We start from the raw sequence: 15,317 nt of genomic DNA on the forward strand, positions 1-15,317 counted from the left end.
GTCCACGAGGAGCCGGCCCAGGACCCCGTCGCAGACCTCCTCCAGCGGGCCGTCGGCCCGGCCGAGAGCGAGGCCGAGCTGGCGCATCCCCTCGTCGAGGTCCCGGTCCCGGGCCTCGATCAGCCCGTCGGTGTACAGCACGAGCAACCCACCGGGAATCAGCGGGAGTTCCTCGGTTCCGAAGTCGTGCGCGCCGGTGCCGAGCGGGGTGCCGGGCGGTCCCTGGAGGAAGGAGACCGCCCCTTCGGGGGTGACCACGGCGGGGGGCAGGTGGCCGGCGCGGGCGATCGTCCAGGTGCCGGTGGCCGGGGCGTGCACGGCGTACAGGCAGGTGGCCATGGTGTCCTCGCCGAGGTCGGCGACGACCGCGTCGAGGGAGCGCAGCATCTCGGTGGGCGGGATGTCGTGGCGGGCCAGGGTCCGCACGGCGGTGCGGAGCTGGCCCATGACGGCGGCGGCGTGGATGCCGTGTCCCATGACGTCGCCTATGACGAGCCCGGTGCGGCCGCCGGGCAGCTCGATCACGTCGAACCAGTCGCCGCCGACGTCGTGCGCGCTGGCGGGCAGGTAGCGGCCGGTGAGTTCGAGGCCGGTGACGGCGGGCAGGGCGCTGTTGGTGAGGCTGCGCTGGAGCGCGAGGGCGGCGGCGCGCTGGGTGGTGTAGAGCCGGGCGTTGTCGATGTTGAGCGCAGCCCGGGCGACGACCTCGTCGATGAGCACCGCGTCCTGGTCGTCGAAGGGTTCGCGGCTCCTGAGCCGGGTGACGGTGACGGCGCCGAGGACCTGGCCGCGGGCGACGAGCGGGACGGTCCGGGCGGAGCCGAAGCGGGTCGACAGGTAGGTGCGCAGCGACTCGGCGGCCTTGCCGGGGAAGAGGACCGGGATGTCCTCGTCGGTGAGGAAGGTGGGCCGGCCGTCGAGGACGAGCCGCTCGTACGCGGATCCGGCGGGCAGCTGGAAGGTCTGGCCGGGGCCGAGGAGCGGGCTCGGCGGCACCGGTTCGGGGAAGACGGCGGCGATCCGGCGCAGCACGCCCCGGGAGGAGGCGGCCGGGTCGTCGGGCTCCAGGACGGACTCCAGCATCTGCACGTCGGCGGAGTCGCAGAGCTGCGGGACGAGGAAGCGGACGACCTCCTCGCCGGTCTGCCGCAGGTCGAGGGTGGTGCCGATGCGCGCCCCGGCCTCGGAGAGCAGCGCGAAGCGGTGCCGGGCCCGTTCGACCTCCAGGTGCGCCTCCTGGCTCTCGGTGATGTCGACGAGCGAGGCGATGAGCCCGAGCGGGCGCCCGGACCGCCCGGTGTCGGCGGCGCCGTCGGCGTGCGCGACTCCGTCGGCGTGGGCGGCGGCCGCGCCGGAGGCGGCGGTGCGGGGGGTGACGGTGCCGGGCGTGGGAGCGCCCGACTGGCCGAAACGGGTGCCGCGGTCGACGAGGGGCGCGTAGGAGCAGGACCAGATGTGGTCGCGGTCGGGGTCGGCGGGGGTGCGGCCGACCCGGCGGGCGTCGATGACGGGCGTACGGGAGTCGAGGACCTGCCGCATCAGGGACTCCAGCGAGGCCGCGTTGACGCCGGGCACCACCTCGGTGAGGCGGCGGCCGACGTGTTCGGCGGCGCTGACCCCGTTCATCCGGGCGAGGGCGTCGTTGACCCGCAGGAAGCGCAGGTCCGGACCGAGCAGGGCGAGCCCTATGGGCGACTGGGTGAAGAGGCTCTCCATCGCGGCGAGGTTCTCCCGCATCCGCAGGACCTCGGAGGTCTCCACGGCGATGAGCATGGCCCCGGGGCGGCCGGTGGGGTCGGCGGCGGGCACGATCCACATCTCCATGGGGACCGTGTGCCCGTCGCGGTGGCGGACCGGCAGGGTGCCGACCATGGTCTCGCCGGCCTGGACCCGACGGGTGAGCCGGTCCGCGAGCTCCCGGTTGGCGTCCGGCACCAGGAGGGGTGTGGCGGGCAGGCCGAGGACGTGCTCTGGGCGGTGGCCCAGGAGGTCCTGGGCGGCGAGCGACCACTCGACGATCCGCCCCTCGGCGTCCTCGCGCCACAGGGCGATCGGCAGCAGTTCCCGGAGCACGCCCGCGTCCCCGACGGCCGCTCGCGGCGGCTGCGGAACCCTGCTCGGTGACGACTGATGAGCGTCCACGCATCGACCTACGCATCGGCCTGGCCCCGGGGGGCAATCCCTACCGAATCACCCTAGCCGAGGTGCCGTCGGGGGGCTTGCGCGGCGCAGCCGTTCGGCTGCGCACCGCTGGTCGGGCGGGGCCGGGGCGCAGGTCGCGCGCGGCGGGCGTCAGAAGGCGAAGACGGCTCCGGTGCGGGCGTTCAGCTCGCAGGTGTTGCCGTACTGGCGGGCGAAGGAGACCGGCCGGCCGTGCCAGACGCCCTCGGCGCGGACCTCGACGGGGTCGTAGAGGAGGGTGCACGCGGTGTCGGAGTCGCGCTCGACGCGGCCCTGGGTGGCGTCCAGGTCGGCGCAGGCGGCCTCGGCCCGGGGGTGGTCGCCGCCGGCCGGGTCGCAGTGGAGCGTCACGGTGCGCGCCGCGGGCGCGGCCGCGGTGGGGAGGTCGGGCGACAGGGCCGTGGTGGTGGGCGCGGGTCCGGTGACGGTGAGCCGGACGGCCGTGGCGGCGGGCTCGGCCGTACGGTCGGGGGCGCCGGGGGCGGTGATCTCGGGGGCCGTGGCCCCGGGCGCGGGCGCGCCGGGCGCGGGGGCTGCGGGGGCGGTGGCTCCGGAGGCGGTGGCTCCGGCCGTGGGGGCGGCGAGGAAGAGGGCGGCCAGCAGGGCGGCCGGGAGGTGCGTGTTCATGCCCGGTCAACGATCCGCGGGGACCGGCGGTCACCGCCGGGCGGGGGGCCCGGGGTGGCGGGGGTGCTCACGGTGGTGGCGAGGACTCGCCGCGCCGGGGGCGTCCCGGCGGCGTGAAGTCGCCGCGGGCGGTACCAGGCGGGCGGGGCGGCGCGAGGTGGCGGAATGGCTGGTTCCGGCAGGTCGGCAAGGACCTGGACCTTGATCCGCAAGGGTTCCGGGAGTTCCCGGCGAGGGCCGGACGGCCGGATTCCGCCGGTGGTCACGTAAACGGGCCATCGGTTGCACACGGAGTGATCGTCGCTGGTCGCGTGCGTCTGGCGCCCTCCCGTACGCCCTGGTGAAGGTGATCTTCCGGAGCGCACCCTGGTCCACGGGAACGCGAACGGGAGGGGTGGCACGTGGAGCGGGGCAGGGGCGGGGTGACGGACGGGCACGGCGGCGGCACCGACGTCTGCGTGGTGGGGGCCGGTCCGGTCGGGCTGACGCTGGCCATCGGGCTGCGCCGGCTCGGCCTCGGGGTCCGGGTCGTCGACCGGGCGCCCGAGACGAAGCGGGAGGCCCGGGCGCTGGTGCTGTGGGCGCGGGCCCGGGAGGCACTGGACGCGCTGGGCGTCGGCACGGTCCTGGACGCGCACGGGGTGGAGCTGGGCGCGGTGACCGTGCACGCCCGGGGCCGGCCGCTGGGCGAGCTGACCACCGGCTGGGCGCGCTCCGCCTTCGCCCGCCCGCTCAACGTCGAGCAGCACGTCATCGAGCGGCTGCTGACGGAGGAGCTGGCCCGGCTCGGCACCCGCGTGGAGTGGAACGCCGAGGTCACGGACGTGAAGGTGCACGACGACCGGGCCGAGTACACCCTGCGGCACCGGGACGGACGGGTCGAGTCAAGCTCCGCGCCGTGGATCGTGGGCTGCGAGGGCACCCGCAGCGTGGTGCGGGACCGGCTCGGGATCCCCTTCGAGGGCCGCCGCCGCACCGGCCTCCAGGTCGTCCAGGGCAACGCCGTGCCCACCTGGCCGCTGGGCGAGGAGCCGGGCCGCGGGCACATCTTCCTGGCCCCGCGCAGGGCGCTGCTCGTCTTCCCGCTGCCCGACGGCGGCTACCGCTTCTTCTGCTTCCGCGACGACCCCGACCCCGCGCTCGGCGCGCCCCCGACCCTCGACGAGCTGCGCGACCTGGTCGCCGAGACCGCCCGCATGCCCGGGCTGCGGCTCGCCCCCGCGCCGTCCCGCTGGCTCAACCGCGCCCGGTTCAGCGACCGGGTCGCCGCCCGGCTCCGCAGCGGACGCGGTCTGCTCGCCGGGGACGCGGCGCACGCCTGGGCGCCGGTCGGCGGCCACGGCATGAACGTGGGCGTCCTCGGCGCCCACAACCTCGCCTGGAAGCTCGCGGCCGTGCACCGGGGCGAGGCCGGGGCCGCGCTGCTCGACACGTACGACGCGGAACAGCGGCTGCTGGCGCTGCGGTACATCCGGGAGATGCGGTTCAACTTCATGGAGCTGCCGCTGCCGCCGCTCGGGCACCGGGCCTTCACCGCGACGGTGCCCGCCGCGCTGGCCAGGACCGGCTTCCAGCGCCGGCTCGACCTGCGGCTGAGCGATCTGCGGCGCCACCACCGCGACAGCCCGCTCTCGGTGCACGCGCCCGGGCCCGGGCGGGACTCCGGCGCGCGGGCCGGCGACCGGATGCCGGACGCCTCGGTGGTCCCGACGGAGCCCGGTCCCGGCGCGGGACGCCCCGGGGAGGCCGTGCGGCTGCACCGGCTGCTCGCGTACGGGACCTGGACGCTGGTGCTGCACGCCGCCCGGGGCGACGCCGTCACCCTCGGGGCCCTGCGCGCGGCCTGCGCCTGCGTGCCCGTCCCCGTACGGCTGCTGCCCGTGACGCCCGCCGACCGGGCGGCCGGCGCCGCCCTCGGGGATCCGGCGGAGCTGCGGCTCGTGCGGCCGGACGGGTACGTGGGGCTCGTGGCCCCGCTGGGCCGCGTCGACCGGCTGCGGGAGTACCTGGCGACGCTCGGCGCGGGGACGAGAGCCGCCGCGCGCCCCTGAGCGCCCGTCACCCCGGTGCCGGCCACGGCCGGCGCCCGCCCGTCCCTCTCGTCCCAGACCGCGCACCGAACCGATCGGGAGTCGGATCCTGATGCCCACCAGCCCTGTCTCCGCCACCCCGTGGCACCCGGAGTCCCGCCCGCCCGTCCCTCCCTCCCCGCCGCCGCCCGTGCCGTCCGGGCGCCGCCGTCCGCGTCCGGGCGGCACCGTGACCGTGGTGGGGGCCGGGATGGCCGGGCTCGTCGCCGCCTACGAGCTGGAGCGGCTCGGCTTCCGGGTCGAGGTGCTCGAAGGCAGCCTGCGGCTCGGCGGGCGGGTGCACACCCACCGCTTCGGGGCGCAGGAGGGCGCCCCGTTCGTGGAGCTGGGCGCGATGCGGGTCCCGACCGCGCACCACCGGACGATGGGGTACGTCGCCCACCTCGGGCTCGCGGACCAGCTGCGGCCGTTCCGCACGCTCCTCTCGGAGGAGAACGCCTTCCTGGCCACCGGCGGCGGGCACGTCCGGCTGCGGGACGCGCCGCGCGCCCTGGTGTCCGAGGTGCGGTCCTCGCTGGGTCTCGCCGGGTTCCGGGAGGAGACGGTCGTGTTCGGCGCCTGGCTGGCGGCGGTCGTCGACGCCGTCGCCCCGCCCGCGCTGCGGGACGGGCTCCGCGCCGATCTGGGCGGGCGGCTGCTCGGCCTGGTGGACGAGATCGATCTGACGCCCCATCTGCGGGGCGGCGGCAAGGACCGGATCGACGTGCACGGCCTGTTCGCGGCCCACCCCGGGATCCGGGCCGGCTGCGGCAGCCGGCTCGACGGCTTCCTCGACGACATCCTGACCGAGACGAGTCCCCGGCTGGTCCGGCTCGCCTGCGGCATGGACCAGCTGGTGCAGCGGCTGGCCGCCCGGATCCGGGGGCCGATCTGGCTCGGCCAGCGGGCGACCGGCTTCGAGGTGGCCGCCGACCACGTGCGCGTGCGGCTCGGCGGCGCGGCGGCGGCGCGGGTCCGCCGCTGCGACTACGTGCTGTGCACCGTGCCGTTCTCGGTGCTGCGGTCCCTGCCGCTGGCGGGCTTCGACGCGGACAAGCTCGACGTCGTCCGCGAGGTCGTCTACTGCCCGGCCACCAAGGTCGCCGTGCACTGCCGGGAGCCGTTCTGGGAGCGGGAGGGCATCCGGGGCGGCGCCTCCTTCAGCGGCGGCCGGATCCGACAGACGTACTACCCGACCCCCGACCCGGCGGGCGGCGACGGTGCCGGGGATCCGGCGCTGGGCGCGGCGCTGCTGGCCAGTTACACGATCGGCGAGGACGCCGACGTGCTCGGCGGGATGCCGACGCCCGACCGGCACCGGGCCGTCGTCGAGGAGCTGGGCCGGATGCATCCGCAGCTGCTGCGGCGCGGGATGGTGCGCGGGGTCGCCAGCCTGGCCTGGGGCGACCATCCGTGGACGCGCGGCGGCTGCACCATCCGCTGGGGCGCGGACCCGGCGGGCCGGGAGGAGCAGCGGCTGCGGGCGCTGCGCCCGCAGGGCCGGATGTTCTTCGCCGGGGAGCACTGCGCGACCGAACCGGCCTGGATCGAGGGGGCGGTGGAGTCGGCCCTGGAGGCGGTGGAGCTGATCGCCCGGGAGGAACGGCGGCGCGACGGGCCCGCACGGGGCGGGGCGTGGGGCGCGGCGGTGCCGGCCGGGCTGGAGGCGGCATGAGCGTCTTCGACCTGCCCCGGGTGTACTTCGCCGGTACGGCCCTGACCCGGCTGCCCACCGGCCCCCGGTCCGGCCTGGTGGACCTGGCGACGAACACGGCGCTGCGCGGCGGCGACGGGGAGGCCCCGGCGGTGCCGTTCGGGGTGGCGGGCCCGGCAGCGGACTACCACGCGCACCTGGCGGAGCGGGCGGCGCGCGGCGGGCACTTCTCGGGGAACGGGCATCTGGTGTGGGAGGCCCGGGTCACCGGGGTGGAGCGGACCGCGGGGCGGGTGGACCGGTCGGATCCGCTGGTGGGCCGGTCGGTGGACCTGTGGGGCCATCACAACCCCTATCTGGGCACCACGGTGAACCGGGCGCGGGTCTTCGACGTCGATCCGGCGTCCGCGTGGACGACGACGCTGATGGGCGGCCGCTTCGCGTTCGGTCGGGAGGGCAGGTCGCACGACGCCGGCTATCTCTGCCTGGGCGGTCTGCGCGGCTTCATGCCGCCGCGCTGGCAGGGCTTGCGGCCGGTGGCGCGCTCGCTCCACCAGTGCGTGGCCGGGGCGGACGAGGGGCTGGACTGGCCGGCCGGGGCGGTGGACTCCCCCGCCGTGCGGGCGCTGCGCGCGGCCGTGGCGGAGCGGGACGGCGGGGCGCTGCTCGTGCAGTTCACCCTGGAGGCCCTGCCGGACGCAGAGGACCCGAAGGGCGCGGCGGACGCCGGGGACGCGCCGGGGCGGTGGCGGCTGGCGGGGGTCGTGGCGCCCTGGAGCCCCGGGGAGCCGCGCAGCCATCCGGCGGGCCGGCTGCTCGTCCCGTACGGGGCGGACGGCGGCGGCCCGGACGGACCGGGGCCGTGCACGGTGCGGCTCGGCCCGGCAGGGCTGGTGGTCAACGAGCCGTACGCGCGCGGGGGTTCGGACGGCGGTGATGGCGGGGGCCCGCTGGAGGTGCGGACGGCGGAGTCGGGTCTGACGGTCGCGGTGCTGCCGGCGGAGTTCCGGGGCGGGGCGGTGGCGACCGTGCCGGTGGCGTCGGAGGAGGCGGTGCGGCGGGCCGGGGAGGAGGGGCTGGTGGTGGTGCGGCCGGGGTCGGAGCGGGTCCTGCTGCGGGAGCGGGAGGCCGTGGTGCTCACCGACGAGGCGGCGCTGATCCTGGAGCATCCGGACGCCGAGCGGGGCGACGAGCACGCCGTCGAGGTGCCGGTGCGGAGCTTCCTGCGCGGGCGGCCGGGGCCGTGCGCGGCGGTGGAGGTCCGCCAGTACCCGAACCCGCGCGCCCTGCCGCTGGATCCGGCGGCGTCGGGGCCGCTCGCGCGGACCGGGGACGTCGAGGTCGTACGGCTGCGGGCCGGGCGGGCGGGTGACCGCGAGGCGTCCGGGGCGGGGGCGGTCGGGGCCGGCTGCCGGGTGGTCACGGACGCGGAGGGGCACGGCTGGTTCACCGTCTCCGGGGCGCGGGCGGGCACCGCGCGGCTGCTCCTCGCGACCGGGCCGGAGGACCTTCCGCCCGTCGACGCGGCGGCGCCCGGCTCGGCGGCCCGCTGCTACGACCACGACGACGCGCTCGGCTTCTGGGCGTGGGCGGGGACGGCCGCCGTGCGGGTGCTGCCCGACGACTGGCACCTGGACGCGGTCCTGCCGTCCGAGGTCGGCTTCGAGCTGCTGCACCGCGAGGTGTTCGCGTACTACGAGCAGTTGTTCCCGTTCATGCGGGACGAGGTGTTCAGCCTGGCGGACCGCTGCAAGGTGGAGACGTACGCGAAGCTGGTGTGGCAGATGTGCGATCCGGCGAACAAGGACCGCACCTACTACATGCCGCCGACCCGGGACCTGACCCTGCCCAAGGCCCGGCTCCTGCTGCAGTACCTGCGCTCCCTGAGCGCGGCCGGCGCGCTCCCGCACGCTCCGGCGGCCCCGGCGCCGCGCCGTGCGGCGGAGCCGCGCATCACCACCCGGGCCCAGTTGCGCGCCGCGCTGTGGCAGGCGGTCACGGTGGAGCTGGCGACCTCGCTCCAGTACCTCTACGCGGCCTACACGGTCCCGACGCACGGCACCGGGTTCGCGTACGTGCGCAGCGGGGTGTGGACGCCCCGGCAGCTCCGGCTGGCCTGCGGCGACGGCGGGGAGACGCTGGCGAAGGGCATCCGGGACAGCCTGCTCGACGTGGCCCGCGAGGAGATGATCCACTTCCTGGTCGTCAACAACGTCCTGATGGCGATGGGCGAGCCCTTCCACGTGCCGGCGATCGACTTCGGGACGCCGGGGCGGCTGCCGCTGCCGCTGGACTTCGCCCTGGAGCCGCTGCACCTGGGCAGTCTCCAGCGGTTCATCGCGATCGAGCGGCCGGAGCGGCTCGCGGGCGGCACGCCGGAGACGACGGGGGGCACCGGGGCGGGGGCGCCGTTCGGGTCGCCGAGCGAGCTGTACGCGGCGATCCGGGACGGGCTGACCCGGGTGCCCGACCTGTTCCTGGTGGAGCGGGGCCGGGGCGGCGGCGAGCACCACCTCTTCCTGGGCGCGGCCGTCGACTCCGTCCACCCGGACTACCAGCTGGAGGTGGACGACCTGTCGAGCGCGCTCTTCGCGATCGACTTCGTCACCGAGCAGGGCGAGGGCGGGGTGCTCGACGCGCCGGCCGACGGCGGCCCCTCGCACCACGAGACCTTCGTGCGGCTCGCCGAACTCCTCATGACCGAGCGGGCCGACGGGCCGCGGGGGCAGGGGGCGCCGTGGGAGCCCGCCCATCCCGCGCTGCGGAACCCGACGGCCGATCCCGCCCATCCGGGCCGGGCCGCGGTGCTCGACGCGCACGCCCGGCAGGTGCTGCGGCTGTTCAACCGCAGCTATTTCCTGATGCTCCAGCTGATGGTGCAGCACTTCGGGGAGAGCCCGGACGCGAGCCTGCGCCGCTCGCGGCTGATGAACGCCTCGATCGACGTGATGACCGGGATGATGCGGCCGCTCGCCGAACTCCTCGTCACGCTCGACTCGGGCTGGCGGGGGCGGACGGCGGGGCCCTCCTTCGAGCTGGAGGAACCACCGGTGCACATCGCCCGGCCCGACGTGGCCCGGCGCGGTTTCGCCATGCGGTTCCGGCATCTGGCGGCGATGGCCCGGGAGTGCCCGGGCGTCCCGGACCGGGTGCCGGAGCTGATGGCCTGGTACGCGGAGTACTTCGCGGCGGAGGGGAGGAGTTGAGCCGATGGCGGTGGTGACGGAGGACGCCGTCCGCGCGGGAGCGGACGGGCCGGAGGAGGAGACGGACGTCCTGATCGTGGGCGGCGGACCGGTGGGGCTCGCGCTGGGCCTCGATCTGGCCCGGCGCGGGGTGGACTTCGCGCTGGTGGAGGCCGGGGACGGACGGATCACCCACCCCAAGGTGTCCACGGTGGGGCCGAGGGCGATGGAGCTGTTCCGACGCTGGGGCGTGGCGGACGCGATCCGGGACGCGGGCTGGCCGCCCGGGCACACCCTGGACATCGCCTGGGTGACGGCGGTCGGCGGGCACGAGCTGCACCGGCTGCGGTTCGGGACCGCCGCGCGCCGGCCCCCGCCCGCGTACACCCCCGAGCCGGAGGCGATCTGCCCCCAGCACTGGCTCGTGCCGTTGCTGACGCGGCGGCTCGGCGTACGGCCCGAGGGCCCGGTGCGGCTCGGCACCCGGCTGACCGGCTTCGCCCGGACGCCCGACGGGGTGCGGGCCTCGCTGCGGGACGCGGCGGGGCTACGGACGGTGCTGCGCGCCCGGTATCTGGTGGGCTGCGACGGGGCGGCCTCGCCGGTCCGGAAGGCGTGCGGGATCGCGGCGCCGGAGCGGCACGCCACCCGCACCCTGCGGAACGTCCTCTTCCGGGCGCCGGGCCTCGCCGACCGCCTCGGCGGGCGGGCGGCGCTCGTGCACTTCGTCACCGAACCGGGCGGGCTGCGCTATCCGTTGCGCGCCATGGACGGCCTCGACCTGTACCGGCTGACCTGCCCGCCGGGGCCGGCCGACGCGCTGCGGGTGGTCCGGCGGGCGCTCGCCGTGGACGTGCCGGTGGAGGTCCTGTCGGACACCGAGTGGCACCTCACCCACCGGGTCGCCGCCCGCTACCGGGACGGCCGGGTGCTGCTGGCCGGCGACGCCGCCCACACCCTGTCCCCCTCGGGCGGCTTCGGTCTCGCCACCGGGATCGGCGACGCGGCCGACCTCGGCTGGAAGCTCGCCGCCGAACTGGCCGGCTGGGCGGGGCCGGACCTGCTCGACTCCTACGAGACCGAGCGGCGCCCGGTCGCCGTGGCCGGCCTGGAGGAGAGCCACCGCAATCTGCGCCGCACCCTGGACCGGGGGCTCGCGCCGACGCTCCTGGAGGACTCGCCGCGCGGCGCGGAGGCCCGCGCCGCGCTCGGGCGCCAGATCGCCGCCTCGGACCCGGCGCGGGAGTTCGACGCGCCCGACGCCCACTTCGCGCACCGGTACCGGTCGCCGGTGATCGCGGAGGACGTGCGCGCCGGAACCGTCGCCGCGCCCGGCGGCCCGGACGGCGCCGACGAGCCGGTGTGGCACCGGGCGGCCGTGCCGGGCGGGCGGGCGCCGCACGCGTGGCTGGCGCCCGGTCGGTCCACGCTCGACCTGTTCGGCCCCGCGTTCGTCCTGTTGCGGCTGGGACCGGACAGCCCGGAGGGGCTGGAACGGGCCTTCGCCGAGCGGCGGACGCCGTTGCGGGTGTGGGAGCCGCCGCCCGGCGGCGCGGTGGCGCGGCGGTACGGCCACCCGTACGTGCTGGTCCGCCCGGACGGCCATGTGGCCTGGCGGGGAGACCGGCCGCCCGCCGATCCCGGCGGGCTCGCGGACCTGGTGCGCGGGGCCGGAGCGGGAGGGGGTGGGTGATGGGCGCGGACGAGCTGCCGCCGTTCGACCCCGGGCGGCTGGACCTGGCCGATCCGTACCCCGTCTACCGCCGCTACCGGGAGCGGGACCCCGTCCACGCGGTACGGCCGTCCGGCGGCGGGCCCAGGTCCGGGTCCGGGTCCGGGTCCACCACGTGGTACCTCTTCCGGTACGCGGAGGCGGCCCGGGTGCTGGCGGAGCGCGGGTACCGGCGCCGGTCACCGCTGGACGGGCGCGCGGCGCCCGTCCCGGAGGGGTACGAGACCCTGCGGAGGGTCGTCGAGAACTGGCTGGTCTTCCTCGATCCGCCGCTCCACACCAGGCTGCGGGCCCGGGTGGGGCCGCCGCTCGGGACGGGGGCCGTGGCCGGGCTGCGGCCCGCCGTGCGGGCGATCGCGGAGCAGCTGGCCGACCCGCTCGCCACGCGGTCCCCCGTCGATCTGGTCCAGGGGTTCGCGGCGCCGTTCCCGCTGCTCGTCATCGCCCGGGTGCTCGGGGTGGAGCCGGGGCTGTGGCCGTGGTTCCGGGAGCGGGCGCTGGCGCTCCAGGAGGCGGGCGGCACGCGCGGCGACCGCTCGCCGGCCGGGCTGGCCCGCGCCGACCTGGCGGCCGGGGAGCTGGAGCGGTACTTCACGGCGGAGCTGAGGGCCCGGCAGGCCGCCGGCGGGGCGCCGTACGACCTGATGGGAGCCCTCTCCGGGGCCGCGCGCGAGGACCCCTCGCTCACCACGGGCGTCCTCGCGGCCACCTGCGTCCATCTGCTGACGGCGGGGCACGAGACGACGACCGGGCTGCTCGGGAAGGCGGTCCTGGCCCTCCTCGCGCGGCCCGGGACGGCGGCCGACCTCCGGGCCGAGCCGGGGCTCCTGCCGGGCGCGGTGGACGAGTTCCTGCGCTTCGACCCGCCGGTCCAGATGGTGACCCGCTGGGCGTGGCGGGAGACGGAGCTCGCCGGACGGCGGATCCGGCGCGGCGACCGGCTGGTGGCGGTGCTCGGCTCCGCCCACCGGGACCCGGCGCGCTTCGCCGACCCGGACGTCCTCGACGTCCGGCGCACCACCGGCCGGCACTGCGCCTTCGGGCTCGGCGCCCACTACTGCGCGGGCGCGGCGCTCGCCCGGCTGGAGGCGGAGACCGGACTGGCGGTGCTGCTCGACCGGTTGCCGCTGCTCCGGCCGGACGCCCGCCCGCTCGTCGAGGTGGAGTACGCCCCGGACTGGGTCTTCCACGGCCCGACCCGGCTGGTGCTGCGGGCCCGGGACGCGCGGGCCGCGTGACGGACGCCGAAGGGGCGGGAACGATCTCCACCCGCCCCGCGTTATACCCCCCACGGGTATGACGAGGAGGAGCCATGACCACGACCACGACCAGCGCCACCACCCGCCGACTGCCGGCGCTCACCCCCGACCGGGCCCAGGGCCGGGCCCGGGAACTGCTCGCGGACATCGTCGAACGGCACGGCTCGGCTGGCGAGATGGTGTCCACGATGGCCAACTCGCCCGCACTGATCGAGGGTTACCTCAGCCTCTCGCGGGCCATGAAGCGGGTGAAGATCCCGCGCGCGCTGAGCGAGAAGCTGTCGCTCGCGGTCCAGGAGTGGATCGGCTGCGGCACCTGCCGCGAGGCGCACGAGGCCGCGGGCCGGGCGGCCGGACTGAGCGAGTCGGACATCGCGCTGGCCCGGCAGGGCACCTCCACCGATCCGCGCGAGGCCGCCCTCATCGGCCTCGCCCTCAAGGTCCTCGCCGAACCGAGTGCGCTCGGCGACGCGGACGTCGCCGAGGTGCGGGCCCACGGCTGGAGCGACCGGGTCGTCGCCGAGGTGGTCGGGGTCGTCAGCCTCAACCTGCTCACGGGCGCCTTCAACCTCCTCGCCGGCATCCAGCCGGACGCCGCCGAGGAGGACGGGGCGGCGGAGGACGGGTCATCGGAGGGCGGGGCGGCGGAGGGCTAGACCGGCGGCCGCAGCTCCTTCTCCATCAGCGTGAAGGACTTCGGCGGGCCGCCGGGCTGCGGCTTGCCGTCCTTGCGGCCGACCGCGCGGTAACCGGCCCGCTCGTAGTAGGCGGTGAGCTTCGCGTTGGTCGTCAGGCAGTCCAGCCGCAGGCGGGTCCGGCCCGCCTCGGCCGCGCGCTGCTCCGCCGCGGCCAGCAGCAGCCGTCCGGTCCCGGGCGGGGCCGTCCGGTCCACCATGAGCCGGTGGACGTATCCGGCGACGGGCGGCTGCGGCCCCCAGGCGGCCTCGTCCTCCCACCACAGCTCCCAGGCGCCCGCGACCCGCCCGCCGGTCTCCGCGAGCCAGACCTCGCCGCGCCCCATGATCCGGCGGAAGTGGTCCTCGTCCAGTTCGCCGGGGCGCCACTGGCCGGTGATGCCCCGGGAGAGCATCCAGCGGGCCGCGTCGTCGCGGAGCCGTACGAGGGTGGCGAGGTCGGCCTCGCCGGCCGGGCGGTGACGGAGTGCGGTCATGCGCCCGATCCTCGCACCCCGCCCGCCGGTGCCGTCGGTGCCGTCGGTGCGATCGGCGCGGTGAAGGCGACGGCGGCGGCCGGGGCGGTCACCTCGGCGTCGGAGCCGAGGGCGTAGGCGGCGACGCGGGAGACCACCGCCGCGGGCACGGCGTCGGCGACGCCGGGGACGGCCGGGCAGTCCTGGGTGGCGTGGGCGTCGTACGGGACCACGACCCGGTAGCCGAGGTCCAGCGCCGTGCGGGCGGTGGCCTGGACGCACATCTCCGACATCACCCCGCAGACGGCGACCGCCCGGCTGCCGTGCCCGGCCAGCAGGGCGCCGAGTCCGGTCTCCTCGAAGCCGTCGTCGTACGGCTTGCGGACCACGGCCTCGGCCGGGCCGGGCACCACCGGGTGGTGCAACTCCCAGCCGGGGGTGTGCGGCTCGTCCTCCGCGCCCGGCGGCCCGTCGTTCTGGAGGTGGACGACGAGCGCGCCGGCGGCACGGGCGCGGGCGAGCAGCGCGGCGGTGCGGTCGACGAGGCGTGCGGCGTCGGGCACGGCGGTGTCGCCGGTGACGAAGGCGGACTGGACGTCGACGACGATGAGGGTGTCGACGGGCGGGAGGGTCTGCGCGGTCATCCGGGCATCATCACGCGCCCGCACCCGACGGTTCCACGGGGTTTCCGGCGGGGCGCCGAACGTAGGCCCGTGCCCCGTCCGCGGACCTCGACCGGCACGAAGGAGGGGTCGGCGAGCCAGCCCGAAGGGTCGCCTCCCCTCCCCGATGAGCCACGTCGGGCGTCAGACGGGGTGCTCCGCCCGCGCGCGCGGACCGGAGAGCAGCGGCGGCGCGGGCAGCGGGCGCAGCGCGGGCTCGGGGCGCAGCAGGTCGTCGAGGCCGGTGAGCCGGACCAGGCGGAGGATCCACGGCTGGTCGCAGACGAGCTGCCAGTGCGCCCCGCGCTCCCGAGCGCTCCGGGCGCAGTGGGCGAGCAGGCCGAGGCCGGTGGCGTCGCAGAAGGCGAGCGGACGGATGTCGACGGCGAGCGCGTCGGCCTCGCGGACGAGGGCGTCGAGTTCGGGCCGCAGGTGGCGGACGAGGACGAGGTCCAGTTCGCCGCTGAGGACGGCGACGGTCAGTGCACCGGCCGAGCGGACGGCGAGGTGCGGGTCGTGACGGGGGATCAGCTGCATCGGACGCTCCCCAGGGTGGGTCCAGTGTCAGGTCGAGCGTGGCCGGAGCCATGGCGGGAGGGACGTTTCGCCTCGGCCTCAGTCACCTGATCCAGTGAATGTGCGTCCAAAGGTTTGTCGGACGGCCGTACGAGGGATCGGCCGGCCGCTCGCCGAGCAGCGCGCCCGTCCCGCTGCACGGGGACGGCCCGCCCCCTCCCCCGAGGGGGCGGGCCGTCCGGCCGGGTGACCGCTGGGGCGGCGCCCCCACACACCCCGCCC

Annotated in this window: 11 protein-coding genes; 6 read left to right on the forward strand and 5 right to left on the reverse strand. The window is 77.0% G+C overall.

Features of this window, described 5'->3' with window-relative positions; all coding sequences use genetic code 11:
- Both ACFW1I_RS21545 and ACFW1I_RS21550 read right to left on the reverse strand, forming a co-directional pair.
- Positions 1-2,142 (reverse strand): SpoIIE family protein phosphatase (locus ACFW1I_RS21545; RefSeq protein WP_384672299.1); only part of this gene is annotated, 2,142 nt, incomplete at its 3' end.
- A gap of 150 nt (positions 2,143-2,292) precedes the next feature.
- Positions 2,293-2,808, reverse strand: coding sequence for an SSI family serine proteinase inhibitor (locus ACFW1I_RS21550; protein ID WP_384672302.1), 516 nt, complete (start codon positions 2,806-2,808; stop codon positions 2,293-2,295).
- Positions 2,809-3,209: 401 nt separating this feature from the next.
- Here ACFW1I_RS21550 and ACFW1I_RS21555 point away from each other — a divergent pair, with 401 nt between their 5' ends.
- From ACFW1I_RS21555 to ACFW1I_RS21580, 6 genes are all read left to right on the forward strand, one after another.
- Positions 3,210-4,859 (forward strand): FAD-dependent monooxygenase, encoded by a 1,650-nt coding sequence (locus ACFW1I_RS21555; RefSeq protein ID WP_384672304.1) that lies wholly within the window; start codon positions 3,210-3,212, stop codon positions 4,857-4,859.
- 91 nt (positions 4,860-4,950) lie between these two features.
- Positions 4,951-6,552, forward strand: a complete 1,602-nt coding sequence (locus ACFW1I_RS21560) for a flavin monoamine oxidase family protein (RefSeq protein WP_384672306.1) — start codon at positions 4,951-4,953, stop codon at positions 6,550-6,552.
- Positions 6,549-9,737 (forward strand): ferritin-like domain-containing protein, encoded by a 3,189-nt coding sequence (locus ACFW1I_RS21565; protein WP_384672309.1) that lies wholly within the window; start codon positions 6,549-6,551, stop codon positions 9,735-9,737. The genes ACFW1I_RS21560 and ACFW1I_RS21565 overlap by 4 nt, the downstream gene beginning before the upstream one ends.
- 4 nt (positions 9,738-9,741) lie before the next feature.
- Complete coding sequence (locus ACFW1I_RS21570) at positions 9,742-11,409, forward strand: FAD-dependent monooxygenase (RefSeq protein WP_384672311.1); 1,668 nt, start codon at positions 9,742-9,744, stop codon at positions 11,407-11,409.
- Positions 11,409-12,686 carry a cytochrome P450 gene (locus tag ACFW1I_RS21575; protein WP_384672314.1) on the forward strand — a complete coding sequence of 426 codons (1,278 nt, stop codon included), beginning with the start codon at positions 11,409-11,411 and terminating at the stop codon, positions 12,684-12,686. The genes ACFW1I_RS21570 and ACFW1I_RS21575 overlap by 1 nt, the downstream gene beginning before the upstream one ends.
- Positions 12,687-12,760: 74 nt before the next feature.
- The gene (locus ACFW1I_RS21580; RefSeq protein ID WP_384672317.1) at positions 12,761-13,363 is read left to right on the forward strand and encodes a carboxymuconolactone decarboxylase family protein; all 603 of its coding nucleotides are present in this window, start codon (positions 12,761-12,763) and stop codon (positions 13,361-13,363) included.
- On the opposite strand, the gene ACFW1I_RS21585 is transcribed toward ACFW1I_RS21580, so the two are convergent.
- The 3 genes from ACFW1I_RS21585 to ACFW1I_RS21595 all read right to left on the reverse strand — a co-directional run bounded on the left by ACFW1I_RS21585 (position 13,360) and on the right by ACFW1I_RS21595 (position 15,056).
- The gene (locus tag ACFW1I_RS21585; protein ID WP_384672319.1) at positions 13,360-13,878 is read right to left on the reverse strand and encodes a GNAT family N-acetyltransferase; all 519 of its coding nucleotides are present in this window, start codon (positions 13,876-13,878) and stop codon (positions 13,360-13,362) included. The two genes, ACFW1I_RS21580 and ACFW1I_RS21585, sit on opposite strands and share 4 nt — an antisense overlap.
- Entirely contained in the window at positions 13,875-14,501 is a 627-nt protein-coding gene (locus ACFW1I_RS21590) for an isochorismatase family protein (RefSeq protein ID WP_384672322.1), read from the reverse strand. The genes ACFW1I_RS21585 and ACFW1I_RS21590 overlap by 4 nt, the downstream gene beginning before the upstream one ends.
- Positions 14,502-14,663: 162 nt before the next feature.
- Positions 14,664-15,056: an STAS domain-containing protein gene (locus ACFW1I_RS21595; protein WP_384672325.1), complete on the reverse strand. Its 393-nt coding sequence runs from the start codon at positions 15,054-15,056 to the stop codon at positions 14,664-14,666.
- Positions 15,057-15,317 lie beyond the last annotated feature (261 nt).

It is taken from the genome of Streptomyces sp. NPDC058955 (assembly GCF_042741435.1).
Lineage (GTDB): Bacteria > Actinomycetota > Actinomycetes > Streptomycetales > Streptomycetaceae > Streptomyces.

Excerpts from the sequence above, each read along its gene's own strand:
- ACFW1I_RS21550 (WP_384672302.1), bottom strand. The coding sequence starts at position 2,808 with ATGAACACGCACCTCCCGGCCGCCCTGCTGGCCGCCCTCTTCCTCGCC.
- ACFW1I_RS21560 (WP_384672306.1), top strand. The coding sequence starts at position 4,951 with ATGCCCACCAGCCCTGTCTCCGCCACCCCGTGGCACCCGGAGTCCCGC.
- ACFW1I_RS21565 (WP_384672309.1), top strand. The coding sequence starts at position 6,549 with ATGAGCGTCTTCGACCTGCCCCGGGTGTACTTCGCCGGTACGGCCCTG.
- ACFW1I_RS21570 (WP_384672311.1), top strand. The coding sequence starts at position 9,742 with ATGGCGGTGGTGACGGAGGACGCCGTCCGCGCGGGAGCGGACGGGCCG.
- ACFW1I_RS21575 (WP_384672314.1), top strand. The coding sequence starts at position 11,409 with ATGGGCGCGGACGAGCTGCCGCCGTTCGACCCCGGGCGGCTGGACCTG.
- ACFW1I_RS21580 (WP_384672317.1), top strand. The coding sequence starts at position 12,761 with ATGACCACGACCACGACCAGCGCCACCACCCGCCGACTGCCGGCGCTC.
- ACFW1I_RS21585 (WP_384672319.1), bottom strand. The coding sequence starts at position 13,878 with ATGACCGCACTCCGTCACCGCCCGGCCGGCGAGGCCGACCTCGCCACC.
- ACFW1I_RS21590 (WP_384672322.1), bottom strand. The coding sequence starts at position 14,501 with ATGACCGCGCAGACCCTCCCGCCCGTCGACACCCTCATCGTCGTCGAC.
- ACFW1I_RS21595 (WP_384672325.1), bottom strand. The coding sequence starts at position 15,056 with ATGCAGCTGATCCCCCGTCACGACCCGCACCTCGCCGTCCGCTCGGCC.